This window comes from Labrys wisconsinensis (genome assembly GCF_030814995.1).
GTDB lineage: Bacteria > Pseudomonadota > Alphaproteobacteria > Rhizobiales > Labraceae > Labrys > Labrys wisconsinensis.
Genome location: NZ_JAUSVX010000005.1, coordinates 36,278 through 56,260 on the forward strand (window position 1 = coordinate 36,278; position 19,983 = coordinate 56,260).

General features: G+C 69.7%; 18 protein-coding genes. 13 read left to right on the plus strand and 5 right to left on the minus strand.

The features are described from left to right. Positions 1-48: 48 nt before the first annotated feature. Positions 49-246 carry a hypothetical protein gene (locus QO011_RS14800; protein WP_307273240.1) on the plus strand — a complete coding sequence of 66 codons (198 nt, stop codon included), beginning with the start codon at positions 49-51 and terminating at the stop codon, positions 244-246. Positions 247-963: 717 nt separating this feature from the next. Continuing rightward, a complete protein-coding gene (locus QO011_RS14805) occupies positions 964-1,929 on the plus strand; it encodes an FkbM family methyltransferase (protein ID WP_307273242.1) in 966 nt (321 codons plus the stop codon). Positions 1,930-2,061: 132 nt separating this feature from the next. On the opposite strand, the gene QO011_RS14810 is transcribed toward QO011_RS14805, so the two are convergent. Continuing rightward, the gene (locus QO011_RS14810) at positions 2,062-3,969 is read right to left on the minus strand and encodes an FkbM family methyltransferase (RefSeq protein WP_307273246.1); all 1,908 of its coding nucleotides are present in this window, start codon (positions 3,967-3,969) and stop codon (positions 2,062-2,064) included. 200 nt (positions 3,970-4,169) lie between these two features. Between QO011_RS14810 and QO011_RS14815 the strand changes: the two genes are divergently transcribed. The 10 genes from QO011_RS14815 (at position 4,170) to QO011_RS14860 (ending at position 14,138) form a co-directional block, all read left to right on the plus strand. Continuing rightward, positions 4,170-4,793 carry a class I SAM-dependent methyltransferase gene (locus QO011_RS14815; RefSeq protein WP_307273249.1) on the plus strand — a complete coding sequence of 208 codons (624 nt, stop codon included), beginning with the start codon at positions 4,170-4,172 and terminating at the stop codon, positions 4,791-4,793. Positions 4,794-4,923: 130 nt separating this feature from the next. Continuing rightward, positions 4,924-5,946 (plus strand): LLM class flavin-dependent oxidoreductase, encoded by a 1,023-nt coding sequence (locus tag QO011_RS14820; RefSeq protein ID WP_307274199.1) that lies wholly within the window; start codon positions 4,924-4,926, stop codon positions 5,944-5,946. Positions 5,947-6,158: 212 nt separating this feature from the next. After that, positions 6,159-7,163, plus strand: coding sequence for a BMP family protein (locus QO011_RS14825; RefSeq protein ID WP_307273251.1), 1,005 nt, complete (start codon positions 6,159-6,161; stop codon positions 7,161-7,163). A gap of 78 nt (positions 7,164-7,241) precedes the next feature. Continuing rightward, positions 7,242-8,612, plus strand: coding sequence for an LLM class flavin-dependent oxidoreductase (locus QO011_RS14830; RefSeq protein WP_307273253.1), 1,371 nt, complete (start codon positions 7,242-7,244; stop codon positions 8,610-8,612). Further along, positions 8,609-9,187: a hypothetical protein gene (locus QO011_RS14835; protein ID WP_307273255.1), complete on the plus strand. Its 579-nt coding sequence runs from the start codon at positions 8,609-8,611 to the stop codon at positions 9,185-9,187. Before QO011_RS14830 ends, QO011_RS14835 begins: the two co-directional genes overlap by 4 nt. Continuing rightward, positions 9,184-10,737: an ABC transporter ATP-binding protein gene (locus QO011_RS14840; RefSeq protein ID WP_307273257.1), complete on the plus strand. Its 1,554-nt coding sequence runs from the start codon at positions 9,184-9,186 to the stop codon at positions 10,735-10,737. The genes QO011_RS14835 and QO011_RS14840 overlap by 4 nt, the downstream gene beginning before the upstream one ends. After that, positions 10,734-11,996, plus strand: a complete 1,263-nt coding sequence (locus tag QO011_RS14845) for an acyl-CoA dehydrogenase family protein (protein WP_307273260.1) — start codon at positions 10,734-10,736, stop codon at positions 11,994-11,996. The genes QO011_RS14840 and QO011_RS14845 overlap by 4 nt, the downstream gene beginning before the upstream one ends. Continuing rightward, the gene (locus QO011_RS14850) at positions 11,993-13,042 is read left to right on the plus strand and encodes an ABC transporter permease (protein ID WP_307273262.1); all 1,050 of its coding nucleotides are present in this window, start codon (positions 11,993-11,995) and stop codon (positions 13,040-13,042) included. Before QO011_RS14845 ends, QO011_RS14850 begins: the two co-directional genes overlap by 4 nt. Then, positions 13,039-13,971 carry an ABC transporter permease gene (locus QO011_RS14855; RefSeq protein ID WP_307273265.1) on the plus strand — a complete coding sequence of 311 codons (933 nt, stop codon included), beginning with the start codon at positions 13,039-13,041 and terminating at the stop codon, positions 13,969-13,971. The genes QO011_RS14850 and QO011_RS14855 overlap by 4 nt, the downstream gene beginning before the upstream one ends. A 20-nt stretch (positions 13,972-13,991) precedes the next feature. Next, positions 13,992-14,138, plus strand: coding sequence for a hypothetical protein (locus QO011_RS14860; RefSeq protein WP_307273268.1), 147 nt, complete (start codon positions 13,992-13,994; stop codon positions 14,136-14,138). Here the strand turns inward: QO011_RS14860 and QO011_RS14865 are convergent. Together QO011_RS14865 and ppk2 are read right to left on the minus strand one after the other, a co-directional pair. Beyond that, positions 14,116-14,910, minus strand: coding sequence for a 4'-phosphopantetheinyl transferase family protein (locus QO011_RS14865; RefSeq protein ID WP_307273271.1), 795 nt, complete (start codon positions 14,908-14,910; stop codon positions 14,116-14,118). The two genes, QO011_RS14860 and QO011_RS14865, sit on opposite strands and share 23 nt — an antisense overlap. A 265-nt stretch (positions 14,911-15,175) precedes the next feature. Then, positions 15,176-16,093 carry a polyphosphate kinase 2 gene (gene ppk2 / locus QO011_RS14870; protein ID WP_307273274.1) on the minus strand — a complete coding sequence of 306 codons (918 nt, stop codon included), beginning with the start codon at positions 16,091-16,093 and terminating at the stop codon, positions 15,176-15,178. Positions 16,094-16,460: 367 nt separating this feature from the next. On the opposite strand from ppk2, the gene QO011_RS14875 reads away from it, so the two are divergent. Next, on the plus strand, positions 16,461-17,447 hold the full coding sequence (locus QO011_RS14875; protein WP_307273277.1) for a hypothetical protein: 987 nt from the start codon (positions 16,461-16,463) through the stop codon (positions 17,445-17,447). Positions 17,448-17,483: 36 nt separating this feature from the next. Here QO011_RS14875 and QO011_RS14880 read toward each other — a convergent pair whose 3' ends face one another. Beyond that, a complete protein-coding gene (locus QO011_RS14880; RefSeq protein WP_307273280.1) occupies positions 17,484-18,779 on the minus strand; it encodes an NAD(P)/FAD-dependent oxidoreductase in 1,296 nt (431 codons plus the stop codon). Positions 18,780-18,784: 5 nt separating this feature from the next. Continuing rightward, positions 18,785-19,969 (minus strand): alpha-hydroxy acid oxidase, encoded by a 1,185-nt coding sequence (locus QO011_RS14885; protein ID WP_307273283.1) that lies wholly within the window; start codon positions 19,967-19,969, stop codon positions 18,785-18,787. Positions 19,970-19,983: the final 14 nt, after the last annotated feature.

Consider the following 19,983-nt stretch of genomic DNA (forward strand, 5'->3'; position numbering starts at 1 on the left):
CATCGGGCACGTTAACCACCGGGGTGGCGCGTGTTGCGGGAGGACCGCATGGCGAAAGGCAGCGTGGACGTGGCTGCGGCGATTCTGGCGGCCGCTATCATTCAGACCACCGACCGCGACAAGTTGCTGGATCCCGCGCGGGATGCGGTGAGGCTCTTTCGTCAGGTGCGCAAGCGGCTGCAGCGGGCGTTGGAGGACGAGGCGGAGAAGGACCGCGTCGAGACGGTCTTCAAGGAAGCGATTTGAGTCGCTTGAAGATTCGATCTCCTGCCGTCGCCGCGACGGGTCGGTGTCAGCTGCTGGGTGACGATTGATCCTTTTGCTCTGCTTCCAGAGGCTGGCATGGACGATCGGCAACGCGAGATGCGGGCGGGCAACAGCCTTCGACTCGTTGAGGCCCCCGCCTGGAAGAGGGCTGCGCATATGGTACAAGCACTTACCCGGTCGAGCCGGGCGATGCTCCGGGCGGGACCGCCGCTCAGCTGGACGGGAAAACGCGGTGAGGCCGACAGCCGCCGATCGTCGACAAGCGACCCGGCGCTTGGCGCCGGCGCGGGAATGGCGGCGTCGATGCGGAGCTGAACAAGTAGACTCAAAGAGATGGGAGCGAATGAGGAGGTTGTGCATGCATAATTCTGTAAAGCTCCGGTGACACTATGCCGGACCCGTGATACCCAAGGGCCTATTCAGGATTTGTGTGTGCAGACTCGGTTGCAGATTCTATCTGTGCATGGATTTGGAGCCTTGCCGAACATGCGTGAACTCTTCCTTCGGGGCGGGTGATATGTGGCGTTACTCCCGCAGGGCGCCCGTGAAGGAGGTCGTCAGGATCCGTCGCAAAGGGCCCGAGACGCATTCCCGCACCGAGGCGTTCCATTTCCGTTTCGCAGTACTCGCCGGTTCCGTGCTCACACGGCATCAAAGTTCATCGCCTCGATCGGAGGCGCAGCAGATGGCATCAGCATGAAGACGATGACGCAAACCGACGACGTCGAGGTGGTGGCCGAGGGGCTCCACGTGACGCTTGCCGACCTTCAGGCCGGCTTGGGAAGCGACGTGATAACCGAGGAGGTGCTTGATCATCTCAAGGCTGGGCATCCCGGTGCATCGGTGGTGTTGCGCAACGCCCGCGTGGCCTGGGATCGCGCGAACCGGACGCGCGTCTGGGGGGGAATCCAGGGGAAGTGGGTTCTTCTGGAGCACTCCGAGGGATTCAAGATGTGGATCAAGCTCGGGGATAGTGTATCGTCCGCCATCATTCGCGGTGTATACGATAGGGCGACAACAAACATCGTGCGAGAGCACCTGCGTCCCGGCGGAAATTTTATCGACATTGGCGCCAACGTCGGATGGTTCAGCTTCGTCTCTGCGCATTACTATAATAATGCGAAGGGAGGTCACGTTTATACGTTTGAGCCTCAGAAGAATATTTTCGAACACATCGTCCGCAGCATTGCGTCCAACGGTTATGACAAGATCATCTCGGCGCATCGCATGGCCCTGGGGGATCGCAACGGCGAAATCCAGATGATCGATGCCGGCCTCAACAGCGGCGGCAGTTCGATCGTGCGCTCGGAGATCACGCGCCCCGATTTCGAGACGGTCCCGATCCGGCGGTTCGACGAGGTCGCTCCCAAGGTCGAGCGCGTCGATCTGATCAAGATCGACATCGAGGGGGCGGAGCCCCTCTTCCTCCAGGGCGCGCGCGAGTTCATCAGCCGCCATCGGCCGCCGATCATCTCCGAGGTCAGCGTGCGCAAGCTGAGGCTGGTCTCCGGCAGCGACGCCGCATCCTATATCCGGTCGGTTGCCGAGTTCGGCTACGTTCCCCTCAAGGTCGCAGGAAACGGTCGGCTGGTCGAGCTCGATTCAGGCGATCTCGTCGACGATCGGACGGTGATCAACGTCTACTTCAAGCCGGTCCCCTGATCCCGGCGACGTCACGGCCACCCCGGCCTGGTCGGGGTGGCGGCCGCGGGTGCGACGATCGCAGGCCGGACGGCGTTGCGTCCGGCCGGTCCTTCGGGCCGGGCGCGATGGCTTGCGCAACCCGGACGATCGTCAGAGCCGGGGCTCGAAGACCACGTCGATGACCCCTCTGGACGTCTCCAGGCTGGATCGTTCGAACGGCCGGAGCGCGGCATCCGATTTGAGAACGCAGGTCTTGTAGCCCATGTCCTCGATCAGGCGGATATAGTCTTCGCTCTTGTACCTGGAGACGTTTCGAAGCTTCTTGGTGTTGACCTCGGAAACGATGCTGGGGCGGTGCCGTCGAATGAAGTCGCGCGCTCCGGCGGCGAACAGGGGCTCGGCCCCCTCGATGTCGAGCTTCATGCAATCGACGCGAGACTTGACGGGTATCGGCAGGTCGTCCAGGCGGCGCATGGGCACGCTGCCCCGGCTGCCCGCCGGATCGTTCAGGACGAAGCTTCCGCCGCTGTTCCTGCCTCCGTCGGACATCCTGACGGAGCGATCTTCGTCCCCGAGCGCCATCCGGTGGACTTCGACAAGGGCGCCGAAGCCGTTCGCCTCAACCGACTTCAAGAGGTGATCGTACAGCTGGAACTGAGGTTCGAAGGCGACCACCCGGCCCTCGCCGAGCTCCTTGTAGGCCTGCGCGGCCCTGAGGGTGAACCACCCGGCATTGGCTCCGGCGTCGATGAAGGTTCCGCCAGGCGTCAGCCGCGAAAGAATGAACTTGGTGATCCTGTCGTCGCGCTCCCGCCGGATGATGCCGTGCGATACGGTATCGCCGAGCCGCAGCCAGAGCATGGGCCCGGAGGGATGCGGGAAAAGCACCCATTTGTCGTAAAGGCCGTCCCAATTCTTGGCTCGGTCACTGACGATCGCCTCGTAATAGGCGGTTCGCAGCACCTCAACCGTGCTTTCCGGGTGATGCCGGAGCTGGGAGAGTTGATCGATCGAGAAGAAGGTCGGGCCGAGGCCGGAAACCAGGTCGGAGATCGCGATGGATTTGTCGGAGTCCCTCTCGTCCCGCTCGATCACGGATATGGATGAAGCCTTCTTCCTTTGAGTTTCCTTGATGATGTCGATCAGCTTGGAATAGACGATTCTGCTTCGATTGTGTGTTCCCGACCCCGTCGTCGCCGCCAGGAAATCCTTTGCCTTCGCCCGGAACGGATCGTCCTTGAATTTCTTGAAGATGCTCAGCGAGCTCTCGGGGCTGAAATCGTCTGCGACGATTCCGGCCTGATCGTAAGCCTCGCCACGTTGAAACGGCAGGACGGCGACCGGCCTTCCGGCGGCCAGCGCCTCGAGGGTGATCGTGCCGCCCGCGGTGATCACGCCGTCCACGCCGCTCAAGGCTTCATTGAGATCGCTTCGCCTGTCGAACAGGACAAAGTCATATTGGGAGAGGCTCTCCTGCAGGTCCCGTGCGGCCGGGTGAAGGTGCACGACGACGTCCAGGCCATGGCCCTCCTTCAGCCGCAGCACGAGCTCGACCAGCTTCGGGTTGAAATGCGTCCCGGGGGCTAGGAGCACGCGCCCGTGCGTTCGCGTCGGGGGGCGGTGGCGGATACGGTCGACCTTCGGGAGCGCCGCGGCGACGAAGCGCGGGTCATCCGCCACGGCGGCCTGGAAGAACGGACCGTAGGTGAGGAACGCATCGAAGCCCGACAGCTGCTTGTAGCGGCCCCAGTCCTGGAAAAATCCGTGCTGCGCGCCGACGACGGCCGGCCGCTGCGGGACCTGGTGCATGGCCGCATGGAGACCGCCCTCCAGGCCCTGCAAGTCGGTCGCGAGCAGCACGGCATCCGGTCTTTCCAGCACGAGCGCGTCGGTGAGACCTTGCATCGCATCCTGGCGGCTGGGATCGACGATGTGCTTCCAGCGCGCACGGGCCGGCGCGGGCCATTCGACATCGTCGGCGGCGCCCGGATCCGTCAGGACGATGCCGGCCGAACCGCCCTTCGCCTCGACGAAATCGAGCAGGGGCTCCCAGCCCAATATTGCGCGACCCGTCGCGCCAGCTACAATGACATGCATTGGGATTCACAGCCTCTGCGAGCACGATGCCAACTGGGCCGGAACCGCTCACGCCCCTGCCACAGCGCATCGCCGAGGTGCGTCCCCTGGTGAGGGGCATCCGGGAACTTGCTCTTTTTGACCTAACCATGGGGCGAGTCAATCCGGCGGTTCATGCCGCCATGCAGGAGCGCTATCGCGAAGCGATCCTCGTCAACACGGATCGCAGCCGGGAATACAAATATCTCGACGTCGCATTCTGCGTATGGCGCAAGGTCGCAAAAATCGGATGGCTCGACCTGGTCCGCCCAAGGCTCCGGATGCTGGATATCGGTTCGGGCGGTGGGGACCTGTCGGCGGTCTGCAGCGGATTGGGGCACGAGGTTCTGGGAATGGACAGACCCGATCCGCCCTTGTTCCGCGAGCTGCACGACCTCTACGGGGTGAAGCGGGTCGACCACATCGTCTATCCCAAGAGCCCTTTTCCGGATGAAGTCGGAGAATACGATCTCATCACCTGCCTCGGCGTGGTGTTCGACATCTTCAGCAAGACGGAGGATGCCGTAACCACCTGGACGACGGAGGACTGGCTGCATTTCCTCCGAGCGCTGTCGGCTCGCCATGTGCGATTCCCGGGGCGAATCTATGTGGAGCTCAACCGGCGCGTCGAGCCGGACGGCAGCTCCGCCTATGACGATCTGCTCCGGGCCTGCCAGTCCATGGGCGCCCGGGTGGACGCGGCGCGCGGCCGCATCATGTTTTCCCTCACCCGCCCGCTTGCGCTGGCGGAGGAGGCGGCGCATTGACGGCCTGCCCCGGCCGGTCGGCGCCTCGCCCCTGGCGGATCGATCATCGATCGCAGCCCGGCCTCCACCCCCGCGCAGGGCGGCCTGAACGGCGATGCCGGCCCGTGCCGTGAACAGCGAGACCCATGTTGTGAAGAAGATCGGCTTTCTATCGTTCGGGCACTGGGGACCCTCGGCCGGCTCGCGGACGCGGTCGGCGGCCGACGCGCTGCTGCAGTCCATCGACCTCGCCGTCGCCGCCGAGGCGCTGGGAGCGGACGGGGCGTATTTCCGGGTGCATCACTTCGCCCGCCAGCTCGGCTCGCCCTTCCCGCTGCTGGCCGCGGTCGGCGCGAAGACCAGCCGCATCGAGATCGGCACGGCGGTCATCGACATGCGCTACGAGAACCCGCTGTACATGGCCGAGGACGCCGGCGCCGCCGACCTCATCGCCGGCGGACGGCTGCAGCTCGGCATCAGCCGCGGCTCGCCCGAGCAGGTGATCGACGGCTGGCGCTATTTCGGCTACCGCCCGCCCGAAGGCCAGAGCGAGGCCGACATGGCCCGGCGCCATGCGGAGGCCTTCCTCGACGTGCTGCGCGGCGAGGGCTTCGCCCAGCCCAATCCGCGGCCGATGTTCCCGAACCCGCCGGGCCTGCTGCGCGTCGAGCCCTACTCGGAGGGGCTGCGCGAGCGTATCTGGTGGGGCGCGAGCTCGAACGCCACGGCGGTCTGGGCGGCCGGGCTGGGCATGAACCTGCAGAGCTCCACGCTCAAGGACGACGAGACCGGGCTGGCCTTCCATGTCCAGCAGGCCGACCAGATCCGCGCCTATCGCGAGGCCTGGAAGGCGGCCGGCCACGGCCGGGAGCCGCGGATCTCGGTCAGCCGCAGCATCTTCGCGCTGGTCGACGACCGCGACCGCGCCTATTTCGGCCGGGGTGACGAGGACGGGGACAAGATCGGCTTCATCGACGAGAAGACCCGGGCGATCTTCGGGCGCAGCTACGCCGCCGAGCCGGACGTGCTGATCGAGCAGCTGGCCGCGGACGAGGCCGTCCGGGAGGCCGACACACTGCTCCTGACCGTCCCCAACCAGCTCGGCGTCGACTACAACGCCCATGTGATCGAGGCGATCCTGACCCATGTCGCCCCGGCGCTGGGATGGCGGTGACGTCCGGGGTCCTCTCGCTTCCAGTGGCCGCCTGCGACGGGTGCAGGGCCCCGCCACCGTTCGGATCGGTCGGCGCCGCGGTCGAATTCCACAGGCGCCGCCATCGTTCCCAGAGCAGTTGACAATTAGTCCATAAAGTTTATGGATTTTGACAACATCTCCGGGCGACCGAGACCGGCGCTCGACCTCGTCGTGCTTGTGGAGCCGAGTGCATGCGCCGCCTTGCCAGTCGATATCTCAGTCTCATGGCGGCTGCGACGGCAGCCGTGCTGGCGGGCGGGGCCGGCGTCGCCGAGGCCGCCAAGCTGAAGGCGGTGCTGCTGGTCGAGTCGATCGCCAATGACGGCTCCTTCAACCAGCCCGCGGTCGCGGCGCTGAAAAAGCTGGCCGCGAGCGGCGACGTCGAGTTCGAGATCCGCGAGAAGCTCGCCGATCCCACCGCGGCGGAGCCGGTCATCCGCCTCTATGCCAGCCGCGGCTATGATCTCGTCATCGGCCACGGCATCGGCCTGTCGGCGCCGATCCTGAAGGTGGCGAAGGACTTTCCCAAGACGCATTTCACCGCGTCGGCCGGGCCGGACCTCGCCGGCCGCCTGCTGCCCAATGTCGACGGCTGGACCTATGACTTCGGCCAGTACGGCTATCTCGGCGGCTGGCTCGCCGGCCGGATCGCCGGCGTGAGCACGGTGGGCATCGTCGGGGGGCCGCAGCTGCCCTTCATCCTCGCCACCCATGCCGGCTTCAAGGCGGGCCTTGCCTCGGTCCGTCCCGACGCCAGGACGATCGAGGTGTTCACCGGCTCCTTCGACGATGCGCAGAAGGGCCTGGAGGCGACGCGCTCGGTCGCGGCCCAGGGCGCCCAGCTCGTCTGGACCTCGGGCGACGGCATCGGCAACGGCGTCGCCGCCGGCGCCGGTGCCGTAGGCCTGCGCACGATCGGCGTGTCCGGCGATGCGGGCGGCCTGGCGTCCAAGGTCAATATCGCCAGCGTCGAGCTCAACCTGCTGCCGCTCTATACCTCCTGGGTGGAGCAGATCCGGGCCGGCACGTTCGGCAGGCAGTTCACCACCGTGCAGCTCGCCAACAACGGCCTGGTGCTCACGCCGCTCAACCGCCTGGGGGAGGGCATTCCGGGCGATCTCGACACGGCGCAGGCCAAGCTCATCGAGGACCTGAAGTCGGGCGCGCTCAAGCTGCCGGACTTCTTCTCCAACTGAGACGCGGCCGCCTCAAGGCGGTTCTCCCGAACCTGCGCGCAGGCGGTCGCCGCCCGATCCGCATGTCACGACCGGCTCATGAAGCAGATCATCCTCAACCAGTTCGACATGAACACGCCCGGCCATATCTGGCCGGGCTTCTGGCGCCATCCGCGCGACCGGATGGATTATCTCGACCTCGCCTATTGGCAGTCGGTGGCTGGGATCGCCGAGCGCGGCCTGATCGATTCCATCTTCTTCGCCGACGTGTTCGGTGTCTACGACGTCTACGGCCAGTCGCCGGAGGCGGCGCTGCGCGCCGGCACGCAGGTGCCGATCAACGATCCCACCCTGATCATTCCGTCCATGGCGGCGGCGACCAGGCATCTGGGCTTCGGGGTCACCTCCAACCTCTCGCTCGAGCCGCCCTATCTTCTGGCCCGGCGGCTCTCGACCCTCGATCACCTGACCAAGGGCCGCATCGCCTGGAACATCGTCACCGGCTTCCTGGCCAGCGCCGCGCGCGGCGTCGGGCTCGAGACGATCCAGCGGCATGACGATCGCTACGAGGTCGCCGAGGAATATATGGACGTCCTCTACCAGCTCTGGGAAGGCAGCTGGGAGGACGATGCCGTGGTCAAGGACGTCGCGACGGGCCTCTACACCCGGCCCGACCGGGTGCATCGCGTCGACCACCGCGGCAGGCATTTCCGCGTCGATGCCATCGCCCTGACCGAGCCCTCGCCGCAGCGCACCCCGACCCTCTACCAGGCCGGCGCGTCGACCCGCGGGCGCGCCTTCTCGGCCCGGCACGCCGAGACCATCCTGATCTCCGGCCACACCAAGGCCATCGTCGCCGAGACCGTGCGGGACATCCGCCGCCAGGCGCAGGCCTTCGGCCGCGATCCCCGCGACCCGAAGATCGTGCTCGGCGCCACCATCATCGCGGCGCCGACCACGGCCGAGGCCCGGGACCTCTACGAGGACTATCGCGGCCATGTCGACGCGCGCGGCGCGCTGACCATCCTCGCCGGCTGGACCGGCGTCGATTTCTCGCGCTACGGGCTCGACGAGCCGATCCGGCATATCGACAGCCCGGCGGCGCAGTCGACGCTGGAGCTCCTGACCATCCGCAGCCCCGACCGCGTCTGGACCGTCCGCGACCTCGTCGCGTTCGAGCCGATCGCCGGCCACGGCCCCTTCATCGTCGGCTCCGGCGCGGCGGTGGCAGAGGAGCTGATCGACTGGGCGGCGGCGACCGACATCGACGGCTTCAACTTCACCCGGCTGGTGATGCCCGAGAGCCTCACGGCGATCGTCGACCTGGTCGTGCCGGAGCTGCAATCGCGCGGCGCCTTCAAGCGCGCCTATGCCGAAGGCACGCTCCGCCGCAAGCTGCAGGGCCATGATCGCCTGCCGTCCAGCCATCCCGCCGGGCGGTTCCAGCGCCGCCGGGCGGGTGCGGCGTGAGGCCGCGCCGCGCCCTGCTCGCGGCGGCGATGCTGCCGGCGTTCGGGCCAGCCGCGACGGCGGCGCCGATCGACATCGCAGCCTGGGCGTCGAGCCGGCCATGGAGCTATCACGTGTCCGGCGACAAGAACGAGCCGGCCTACCTCGCCGCCATCGACATCGAGCGCAAGGACGATCTCTTCATCATCGAGGGTGGAGCGCCGGCCTGGGCCGAGCGGTCGGTCGAGGCCATCGAGGTCCTGGCCGACGGCACGCTGCGCCACCGGGTCTGCCCCAAGGCCATGCGCTGCGACGACGGCTCGGTGCCGAGCGGCTTCCTGGCTTCCGCCGCGCTGCTCGCCGCCCTGCGCGAAGGCCGGCCACTCGGCAAGGCCGAGCCGGTTCCCTATGGCGAGCGATGGGTCGTCTGCATCCCGGCCGAGCGGATCGGCATCGCCGAGCCGATCCTCGACCCCTGCTTCGACACGCTCACCGGCGCGGTGCTGGCGCAGCGGCATCGGGCGAGTGGCCGGTTCGACGGGCCTTCGCTCGATCCCTGGTCGGTCCGCGTCCGGCAGCCGGCGGCCGAGCCATGAGCGTTCCGATCCTGGCGGGCGACGCCTTGACGAAGGCCTTCGGCGGGACGCTTGCGCTGCAAGGCGCCGGCCTTTCGCTCCATTCGGGAGAGGTTTGCGCCATCGTCGGCGAGAACGGCGCCGGCAAGTCGACGCTGGCCAGGATCCTCGCCGGGATTCTCGCTCCCGACGCGGGCACGATCGCCGTGGACGGCATGCCGGTTCGCTGGCGCGGCCGGCGCGACGCTGCCGCTGCCGGCATCGGCTTCGTCCCCCAGTCGCTCTCCTTCGTCACGACCCTGTCCCTGGTGGAAAACCATCTCATCGGCGGCGCGGGGTGGCGGGCCGACCGCCGGAAGGGGGCGCGGACGCTGCAGGAGTCCTGCGGCCGGCTCGGGGTGGCGCTTCCTCTCGACGTGCCGCTCGGCAGGCTCAGCCTGCCGCAGCGCCAGCTCGCCGAGATCGCCTCCGCCGTCGCGGTCGGGGCCCGGGTCCTGCTCCTCGACGAGCCGACATCCGCGCTCGGGCCTGCCGAGGTCGACGGCCTCGTCGCCGCGCTCCGCCGGCTGGCCGCGTCCGGCACCGCGATCGGGCTCGTCACCCATCGCATCACCGAGGTCCTGAACGGGGCCGATCGGGTCAGCGTGCTGCGCGGCGGCCGGCCGGTCTTCGACGGGCCGGCCGCCGGCCTGATCGCCGACCGGGTCGCCCATCTCATGGTCGGCGCGGCCGTGCCGCCGGGGAGGCGGCCGGCGGCGCCGCGCCGGGAGGTGCGGCTCCAGGCCGAGCGCATCGTCCTGGAGGAGGGCGGCACTCCGGTCCTGCAGGACGTGTCCCTCGCCGTGCAGGCCGGCGAGATCGTCGGCGTCGCGGGCGTCGCGAGCGCCAGCCAGGCCGCCCTGGCGGATGTCCTCGCCGGTCTCAGGCAGCCCCGTGCCGGCCGCGTCCTCCTTGGGGCGCGCAACATCACCGGCGATCCCGTCGCGGCGCTGCGGGGCGGCGTCGCCCATGTTCCCGAGGAGCGCGCCGCCGGCGTGGTGCCCGACCTTTCGCTGGCCGAGAACGCCAGCCTGCTGCGAACCGGTGAGCCGGCATTCGCCCGCTTCGGCCTCAGGCGGGTGCGAGCCGAGCATCGGCAGGGGGACCGCATCGCCCGTGAATGGGACGTCCGGCCGAACCGGTCCGGCCTTGCCGCCGGCGCCCTCTCGGGCGGGAACCAGCAGAAGCTCCTGCTCGGCCGCGAGCTCGACCGCAAGCCGGCGGTGATCGTGGTGCACGGCCCGACGCAGGGGCTCGATATCGCGGCCGCCGCCGCGATCCGCGAGCGGCTGGTCGAGGCCGCATCGGAGGGCGCCGCGGTGGTCGTCATCTCCGCCGATCTCGACGAGATTCTTGCCATCAGCCATCGCGTCGTCGTGCTTGCAGCCGGCCGCATCGCCGACATCGTGCCCTTGCTGGACGGGGCGCCCGACATGGTCCGGCTCGGCCGGGCCATCGGCGGTGCCCGGTCCGGTCCACGGGCCGGTACCGAACCGCCGGCAGCGCCGGTCGCCGCCGAGGAGGCCGTGTGACCGCGCACGCCGAACCCCTCGAACTGCCGCCGCTTCTCGGCCAGGCCCTGCCGCCGCACGGGCTCGGGCCCGACGAGGTGCAGGCCCTCGCGTGCCTGCAGCAGGTGCTCGATGCGCAGATCGCGCCGCGCGCCGCCGAGACCGACACCGGGGGCCGCTATCCCGCCGCCTCCATCGCGGCGCTGAAGGCCACCGGCCTGCTGGCCGGCGGCATTCCGCAGGCGCTCGGCGGCCTCGGCTTGTCGCACCGCGCCGCCATGGAGGCCCAGATCCGCATCGCCGCGGCCGACTCGGCCGTCGCCCAGATCTTCAAGGTCCATGACGAGGTCGTCCGCGACGTCCTCGCCTTCATCCCGGACGGGAACCGTCCGGCCTTCCTGCAGGCGGTGGTCGAGGAGCACCGGATCTTCGGGCTCGCCGTGGCCGAGAACGGCCGCACCGTGGGCGAGGCGATGACGACGCTGTTCACGCCCTCGGCCGACGGCGGCGCGATCGTCAACGGCCGCAAGATCTACACGACCGGGGCCGCGGGCGCCGACGTCATCGTCCTCTGGTCCTTCGATCCGACCGATCCCGGCATCGTCGAGGACCCGGGATATGGGCTTCGGGTCAGCCTTGTACCCGCCTCGGCCCCGGGCATCGCCATCCATCGCGACTGGGATGCGCTGGGACAGAGGGCCACCGAGTCCGGCACGATCACCTTCATCGACCTGCGGATCGATCCGTCCTGGAACGGACGGGCCCGCGAGCGCCTGCCGCCCCCGCACGCGCCGCTGCGCTGGCAGCTCGGCTTCGCGGCGATCCTGATCGGCAACGCCGTCGGCGCACTCGCGGCGGCCGTGCCCTTCGTCAACGGGCGCAGCCGCCCGTGGCTTTCGGCGGGCGTCGACAATGCCGCCGACGATCCCTATGTCCGGCGCCTGGCCGGCGAACTGGCGGCCGACATTGCCGCCGCCTATGCGCTGACCCTGTCGAGCGCCGACCTGCTCGACCGCTTCGAGCGCGGCGAGGTGGAGCGCACGGCGGTCGCCATCCCGGTCTATGCCGCCAAGAGCGCTGCCTCGCGCGCCGCGCTGCGCGCAACGTCCGAGATCTTCACCCTGATGGGCACACGCTCGGTGGCCGCCGGCAACGGCTTCGACCGCTATTGGCGCAATGTCAGGACGCTGTCCCTGCACGATCCGGTCGAATGGAAGAACGGAGAGATCGGCCGGCATGTGCTGACCGGCTGGTCGCCGCCATGGGGCATCTATCAATGAGCGCGGCCGTTCGCCTGGGCGTCGGCGCCCTCGCCGTCGCCGGACTCGGCTCGGCCCTGGTCGGCGTCACCGGCGCCGATCCGCTTTCGGCCCTCGCCGGGCTCGTCGAAGGGGCGGTCGGCGAGCGCTATACGCTCTCCGAGACCGTCGTCTCCGCGATCCCGATGGCCCTTGTCGCGCTCGGCATGGTTCCGGCCCTGCGCAGCGGCGTCTTCACCATCGGTTCGGAAGGCCAGCTCGCCATCGGTGCCCTCGCCGCCACGGCGGCGATCCAGGCGCTGCCGGCCGGTGCGCCGCCGCCGTCCCTCATCGCCGCCGGTGCCGTCGCCGGCCTCCTCGGCGGCGTCGCCTGGGCTGCCGCGCCGGCCCTGCTGCGCGCCTACGGCCGGGTCAACGAGATCCTGTCGACGCTGCTCCTGAACTATGTCGCCGGCTTCCTCCTGCTGTGGTCGCTCCGGACCTGGCTGGCGACGGCCGAGATCGTGCCGATCCCGCAGAGCGCGGCCCTGCCGGACGCGGCGCTGGTGCCCAAGCTCATCGAGGGCACGCGGCTGCATTGGGGGCTGGCGGCGGTTCCCGTGCTGGCCCTGGGCATCGCCTGGTGGCTGCGCTCGCCGGCCGGGCTGCGCTACCGCCTGATCGCGACGCATCCGCCGCTGGCGGCGCGGCTCGGCCTCGCCGGCCCGCGCGCCGTCCTCGCCACCATGCTGCTTGCCGGCGCCACCGCCGGCCTGGCGGGCTGGCTCCAGGTCGCCGGCGTCGCCGGCACGCTCTATCCCGGGGTTGCCGGCGGCCTCGGCTTCACCGGCATCCTCGTGGCCCTGCTCGGCGCCCTCAGGCCGGCCGGCATCCTGGCTGCCGCCTTCTTTCTCGCGGCGCTCAGGACCGGGGCGGACGGCCTGCAGGCCGGCACCGGCATCCCCTCGGCGATCGCCATCGTCATCCAGGGGCTGGTGCTGCTGGTCGCGGCGCTCGCCGCCGCCACGCCGTCCCTGCGCAGCGCGGCCGGTGCGCGGGGAAGGCCGGGGGAAGGGACCGCACGATGATCTTCGAGGACATCGTCTTCTGGCAGGCCGTTCTCGCCGGCGCCATCCGTCTTGCCACGCCGGTGGCGCTGGCCGCCCTCGGAGAAACGATCGTCGAGCGCAGCGGCACCATCAATCTCGGCATCGACGGGATCATGATCGGCGGCGCCTTCACCGCCATCCTGGTCGCCGGCTTCGCCGGATGGGGCGTGGCCCTGCTGGCCGCCGCCGGCGTGGGGGCGCTGTTCGGCCTGGTCATCGCCCTCGCCGTGCTCCGGGGCGGCGCCAACCAGATCGTGGTCGGCATCGGCGTGTCGCTGCTCGCGGGCGGCCTCGCCACCTATGGCTACCAGCTCTGGGACGGGCTCGGCCTCTCCCGGGCCGCCGTGGCGCTCGTCCCGGTGCTGGACCTGCCGGCGCTTGGCGGCATCCCGGTCCTCGGGCCCGTCCTCTCCGGCCAGAGCCTGCTGACCTGGGCGACGCTCGTGCTGGTCATCGTCGCCGCGCCGCTCCTGCGCCGCAGCAGGCCGGGGCTGATCCTGAAGGCGGTGGGCGACGAGCCCGCGGCCGTCGCCCAGCGCGGCATCGACGTCGTGCGCGTGCGCAGCGTCGCGCTCATGATCGGCGGCGGCCTGGCCGGCCTCGGCGGCGCGGCGATCACCGTTGGCTATCTCGGCGCCTACACCGACGGCCTCGTGGCCGGGCGCGGCTACGTCGCCCTGGCCGTGGTGATCATCGGCCGCTGGACGCCCTCCGGCGCCATTGCCGGGGCCTTGATCTTCGCCGTCTTCGACAGCCTCGCCCTGCAGGCCCAGGGCGGCCGGGCGCCGCTTCCGGTCGAGGCCTACATGGCCTTGCCCTATCTGGTGACCCTGGCCGTGCTGGTCGTGACCGCCCGCGGCACCGTGGCGCCACGGGCGCTCGGCGCGCCCTACCGGCCCGAACGCTGAACCGACACCCGGCCGCAGCCATGCCGGAGCCATCCGCGAGCCCGGCCCGGCGCATCCGCGGCGATGCCGAGGTGCTCGCGGCCGCCCGTGCCGTCGGTGCCGGCGGCCTGCCGGCACCTGCCGGCGTCTCGGTGGCGCGGCCCCTCACGCGTCGTCCGGACGGTTGATCGCGCGCGTCGCCTTCATCCTGATGTCGAGGCCGCGATCCGGCGCCGCGGCGACCGCCAGGGCGAGCGCATGCTCGGCCGTGGGCGCGAGCATGCGGAAGGTCCAGCGGCCGGGATCATCGGCGATCCCTGCGGCGAAGTGGACCTTGGGATCACCGGCGTCGATATCGAACCGGAGCCCGTGCAGCGGCAGGGCGAGGCCCATGCCACGCGCCTTCACATAGGCCTCCTTCAGCGTCCAGGCCGTGAGGAAGAGCCTTGCGCGCTCCTCCGGCCGGGCCTCGATGAGCCGGGTGGTCTCCTCGGGGGCGAGCACGCTCGGTGCCAGGGCCAGCGGATCCGCGGCCCGGTCCCAGCGCTCGACGTCGACCCCGATCTCGGGCGTCGCGGCGACGGCGCAGACCGCCAGCCCGCCCGTGTGCGACAGGCTGAAGAACAGGCGGCCGTCGCACTGGCCGGCTTCGATCAGGGGGCGCCCGAACGGGTTCGTGTCGAAGCGCCAGTCCCGCGGCGGCCGGGGGGCATAGCGGGACAGCGTGGTGCGGACGAGGCCGCGGGTTGCCAGGTATTGCAGCCGCGCTGGCTCCACCGCGAAGCGGCGATGCCGCGCCTGCTCCGTCTCGCTCAGCAGCGCGAGGCACGCAGCCTGCTCGTCCGCGCCGAAACCGGCGAGGGGCACGCACCACAGATCGATCCGCCCGGGCGGCAGCGCGATGTGAGTCGAAGCGCCGCCGGAGGCGGCCGCTTGCGGCGGGGAGGGCGGACGATGCATCTGCTGAAACTCGACGACATCGCATAGCACATCAATCCGGCGTCACCGCGTGCACCGTCCCGACGCTGCCCACGGTCCGGACCAGCATCCAGCCCTGCACCGCGCTCCGGAAGGCCGCCGGCAGCGCGGCGAGTGCATCGCGCCGTCGCCATGTCGGGCTCCTGCCCGTCGACGCTCTGCGGGAGAACGGGTCCCTCGGCCATGGCCTGGCGCAATGCGCTTGAGGCGATGCTGGAGCGGGGGCGCCGTGCCCGACCCCTCCGCCTCAGTAGCGCTGGGGCACGTAGAGCTCGGCCGGCAGCGTGCGGCGCTCGTAGTGCGGGTCGAACACCCGCTCCGGCAGCGTGATCTCCTCGTGCGGCACCTCCTCGTAGGGGACGACCGAGAGCAGATGCGCGATGCAGTTCAGGCGCGCCCGCTTCTTGTCGTTGCCTTCCACGATGTGCCAGGGCGCTTCGGCAATGCTGGTGCGCTCGAACATGGCCTCCTTGGCCCTAGTGTACTGCTCCCAGCGCACGCGGGACTGCAGGTCCATCGGCGAGAGCTTCCATTGCTTGATGGGGTCGTGGATGCGCATGAGGAAGCGCAGCTGCTGCTCCTCGTCGGTGATGGAGAACCAGTATTTCACCAGGATGATGCCGGAGCGCACCAGCATGCGCTCGAATTCCGGCACGTCGCGGAAGAAGTCTTCCACCTGGTCTTCATTGGCGAAGCCCATGACGCGCTCGACGCCGGCGCGGTTGTACCAGCTGCGGTCGAACAGCACGATCTCGCCCGCCGCCGGCAGGTGCGGCACGTAGCGCTGGAAATACCACTGGGTCTTCTCGCGGTCGGTGGGGGCGGGCAGCGCCACCACCCGGCAGTTGCGCGGATTGACGCGCTGGGTGATGCGCTTGATGGCGCCACCCTTGCCGGCGCTGTCGCGGCCCTCGCACAGGACCACCATCTTGAGGCCCTTGTAGCGCACCCAGTCCTGCAGCTTCACGAGCTCGCCCTGGAGGCGCATCAACTCGTTGAAATAGGTGTGGCGGTCGAGGGTGCTCTTCTTGCGCGTCTCGAGCAGGGCGCGCAGCTCGGGCGGGATGCGGGCGTCGTCGATCGCCTGCTCCAGCTCCTCGTCCATGTCGTCCTCGAGCTCGATCTCCAGCCAGCTGCGGGTCTCGGTGTCTTTCAGCTCAGTCATGTGCCTGCCTCCTGCTCTTCAATCGGTACCCGGAAGCTTATGCGATTTGGTGACAGCCGTCGGCAGCCCGCCAGGTCCGGTCGTTCTTGCCCGAAATCGCCTTCGACATCGGCGCGGCCGGGGCGATGGCCGCGACTCCGGCCGGCTGCGCCATGCGGCTGGCCACGGTGCGTTCCGGATCCGGCGCAGGGGCGTTTCGCCCCAGCGAGCCCCGCCGAGGCGGCTTCCGATTCGCGGTGCTTCGTGCGACCTTCCTCGACGGGCCGGGGAAGGAGCCCATCGCCGTTGGCGCGATGGCCTTTGTGATCGCTGGATTGCGGCGCTGCCGCGCGCAATCGCAAGATGCTTCGACAGGAGACTCGGTCCGGTGCGGCTCAGATCTGTCCTTCTGAAGATCGTCCCTCTCTTCGGCCTCGCCGTCATCGCCTCATCGATGTCGCCGCGATCCCTGGCCGCGGAGCAATCGTCGGGCGTTCCGGCCTGGCTGGCCGCCCATGTCGGCGAAGGCGAGGGGCAGATCGCATCGCCGGTGCTTCAGAAAGCACGCGCCCTCTACCTGCGAAAGTTGAGCGAAGGTGCGGTTCGAAATCCCTGCTACTTCGCGATGGACGCCACGCGTCCCAACGATTCGGCGGGGCGATTTTACATCATCTGCGAGGCCGACCATTCGTTTCGGGTGATCGCGGCTGGCCATGGCAGCGGCCGCGACTTGAGCGGCGTGGCGGATTTCTCGAACGGACGAGACTGCGCCAGGAACTTCAGCAATGCGAACGATTCGGACCTGACCGCCGGCGGCCCCTATGTGACCGGTGAGACGAAGACATCCTTCAAGGGCTATTACCGCGTCGCGGCGAACCAGGACGCGGTCCTGATGCGCTCGTTCATTCAGTTCGACGGCGAAGGCGAGACCGCGAATGCCAGGCAGCGCGCGATCGGCGGGCACGCCGCCGTTGCGTTGAAGGGCGTCTGTCTTCGAAAGGAGCCGGGCAGTCCCTATGCCAATCAGGACGGCTACGTTCCGTCCGGGCACCTGGTGGATTACACGGGCGGCCGCAGCGACGGCTGCACCAGCTGGTCGCCCTCGGACATCCGGCGGATCATCGCGATGGTGAGGAGCGATCCGACGACGCTGTACATCTATCCCGACGCCGCCGTCGTCAACGCCGTCGCGCGCACCGTGGCGGCCGGCCAGTCGCCGCCGCGCGCGGGATTGTACTGGAATGCGTCCTGCCTGAGAAAAATCCACGCTCCGAGGTTCTGGGCCAGGGAATCCCTCGAGCCGATCCTCGCGCAATACAGGCTGGATCATCCGGCGCCGCCGCCACGGCCGACGCCGATCTGCGCGGGGCCGTGAGGTCTGGATGAGCTCCATGCGTAAGCAGGAAACGCTTCAGAGGCCGAGCCGGTCCATGATGCGGCCGTGCAGCACTGCGGCACGCACGCCGAGCGGCCAGAAGGGATGGAAGGCGATCGGCTTCGGCCGGGTGATCGGCAGATCGAGCTGGAAGGCGGAGCCGTGCACGAGCCGGCCCGCAAGCTGCTGGGCGAGGGCGGTGCCGAGCGCCACGCCGCGGCCGTTGCAGCCGAGATAGATCAGGGCGTCCGCGGCAGGCTCGTGGATGTGCGGCCAGTGATCCTCGGTCATGGCCAGCCGGCTGTTCCAGCCATGGCTCCAGCGAACGCCCTCGAGCTGCGGCCAGAGGCGGAGCGCGTGGCCGGTCAGATAGGATATGGCGTCGGGCGTCGCGATCGGCTGCATCGGCCCGCGGCCGCCCATTAGCAGGCGGCCTTGCGCGTCGATGCGGTAATAGACCGTGATCCGGCCGCTTTCGTAGACCGACGGGCGGTTCGGCGTGATCGCCGCACGCTGCGCCGGGCTCAGCGGCTCGGTGGCGGCGATGGCGCTGTAGACCGGCACGATGGTCTGGCGCAGGCCCGTCCAGAGGTCGCCGGTGAAGCCGTTGGTGGCGATGAGGATCTTATCGGCCTCGACGGTGCCGGTCGGCGTCGCCACTGACCAGCCGGACGCGCCGCGGCGCAGGGATGTCGCCGGCGTGCCGCCATGGATGCGGGCGCCGGCGGCGAGCGCGGCACGGGCGAGGCCGCGCGAATAGGCGAGCGGATTGAGGTTGCCGCCCCGGGTGTCGAGCATCGCGCCGTGATAGGCCGGCGTGCCGATGGCCGCCGCCGTCTCCGTGCGGTCGAGCCAGGACACCGGCATGCCGCGCGCCATGCACTGGCGGGCGGAAGCCTCCACCGCCTCGCGCGCCCTGGGGCCGCGGGCGGCGCGCAGGGTGCCGCCCTTGTGGGCGTCGCAGGCGATGCCGAGCCGCTCGATCAGCTCAAACGCGCGGGTCGGCGTGTCCCAGGCGAAGCGCACCATGCGCCGGCCGAGATCGGGGCCCCAGGTCCGCTCGATCGCGTCGGGATCGAATTTGAGGCCCGGATTGAGCTGGCCGCCATTGTTGCCGGAAGCGCCCCAGCCCGGCTCGTTGGCTTCCAGCACCACGACATCGGTGCCGGCCTCGGCAAGATGCAGCGCGGTGGTCAGCCCGACGATGCCGCCGCCGATGATCGCCACCGAGGCGCGGCGCGTGCCGTCGAGGGGCGGGACATCCGGCGCCGGCGGGGCGTCGAGCCGGTAGACGTTCGGCGGCAGGGGCTTGGGAACGGTCGCAGGACGCATGTCGTTCACACTCCCGTGGAGGGGCGGTCCGGCCGGTCGCCCGCGTGCGAGACGAAGGAGCGGTCGAGCGCCTTCAGGCTCGCGCAACCGAGGAATCCCAGCACCGCCTGCATCTCCTGCCGCAGCAGGTGCAGCACATGGCTGGCGCCGGCCTCGCCGCCGATGGCGGTGCCATAGAGGGGGGCGCGGCCGATGAGCACGGCGTCGGCTCCGAGCGCGATCAGCTTCAGGATGTCGGCGCCGCGCCGCACGCCGCTGTCCGCCAGCACCGCGGCGCGCCCGCGCACGGCATCCACGATGGCGGGCAGAGCATGAACCGGCGGCACGGCGGCATCGAGGTTGCGCGCGCCATGACTGGAGACGACGATGCCGTCCGCGCCGGCCTCGACCGCGCGCACCGCATCGTCCGCCCGCAAGATGCCCTTGAGGATCAACCGGCCGCGCCAGCGACGGCGCAAGGCAGCCAGGTCGTCCCAGCCCATCGCGTCGGTGAGGCGGACCTGTTCCCAGGTCGCCTTGCGGGTGATGCTGGAGCGGAAGCTGTCGGGATAGTGCCGATAGGTCGGGATGCCCTCGTCGACGAGGTAGCGCAGCAGCACCCCGGTCACCCAGCGCGGATGCCGGAGCATGTCGAGGCCGCCGCGCAGGCTGGCCTTGATCGGCACGCTGTAGCCGTTGCGGGTGTTGTACTCGCGGATCGGGTCGGCGACCGTGTCGACGGTCAGCACCAGCGTCTCGATGCCGTTGGCCCAGGCGCGATCGATCAGCGCGTGAGAGAGCTCGCGCGCGTGCCACATGTAAAGCTGGAACCACAATTCGCCGCCGGCCTCCGCGGCGATGCGCTCCATCTCGGTCATCGAGCCGGTGGCGATGGTGAAGGGGATGCCGGCCCGGGCGGCGGCCCGGGCGAGCGCGATCTCGCCCTGGTGCCAGACGAGGCCGGCCGCCGCCGTCGGGGCGATGACGAGCGGCAGCGGCCGGTCGCGGTCGAACAGCCGGGTGGAGAGGTCGCGTCGGGAGACGTCGACGAGGACACGCGGGTGGAACAGCAGGTCGTCGAAGCTGCGCCGCAGCCGGCGCAGGCCGACCTCGTCCTCGGCGCCGCGGTCGATATAGTCGAAGACGCCGCGCGGAAGGCGCCGCCGCGCCGATGCGCGGACGTCCTCGACATTGAGCGCGGCCGACGCCATGGTGAACTCCTCGC

Coding starts and splice junctions, on each gene's coding strand:
- QO011_RS14800 (WP_307273240.1), top strand. CDS start 49: ATGGCGAAAGGCAGCGTGGACGTGGCTGCGGCGATTCTGGCGGCCGCT.
- QO011_RS14805 (WP_307273242.1), top strand. CDS start 964: ATGAAGACGATGACGCAAACCGACGACGTCGAGGTGGTGGCCGAGGGG.
- QO011_RS14815 (WP_307273249.1), top strand. CDS start 4,170: ATGCAGGAGCGCTATCGCGAAGCGATCCTCGTCAACACGGATCGCAGC.
- QO011_RS14825 (WP_307273251.1), top strand. CDS start 6,159: ATGCGCCGCCTTGCCAGTCGATATCTCAGTCTCATGGCGGCTGCGACG.
- QO011_RS14830 (WP_307273253.1), top strand. CDS start 7,242: ATGAAGCAGATCATCCTCAACCAGTTCGACATGAACACGCCCGGCCAT.
- QO011_RS14840 (WP_307273257.1), top strand. CDS start 9,184: ATGAGCGTTCCGATCCTGGCGGGCGACGCCTTGACGAAGGCCTTCGGC.
- QO011_RS14850 (WP_307273262.1), top strand. CDS start 11,993: ATGAGCGCGGCCGTTCGCCTGGGCGTCGGCGCCCTCGCCGTCGCCGGA.
- QO011_RS14855 (WP_307273265.1), top strand. CDS start 13,039: ATGATCTTCGAGGACATCGTCTTCTGGCAGGCCGTTCTCGCCGGCGCC.
- QO011_RS14860 (WP_307273268.1), top strand. CDS start 13,992: ATGCCGGAGCCATCCGCGAGCCCGGCCCGGCGCATCCGCGGCGATGCC.
- QO011_RS14865 (WP_307273271.1), bottom strand. CDS start 14,910: ATGCATCGTCCGCCCTCCCCGCCGCAAGCGGCCGCCTCCGGCGGCGCT.
- ppk2 (WP_307273274.1), bottom strand. CDS start 16,093: ATGACTGAGCTGAAAGACACCGAGACCCGCAGCTGGCTGGAGATCGAG.
- QO011_RS14880 (WP_307273280.1), bottom strand. CDS start 18,779: ATGCGTCCTGCGACCGTTCCCAAGCCCCTGCCGCCGAACGTCTACCGG.
- QO011_RS14885 (WP_307273283.1), bottom strand. CDS start 19,969: ATGGCGTCGGCCGCGCTCAATGTCGAGGACGTCCGCGCATCGGCGCGG.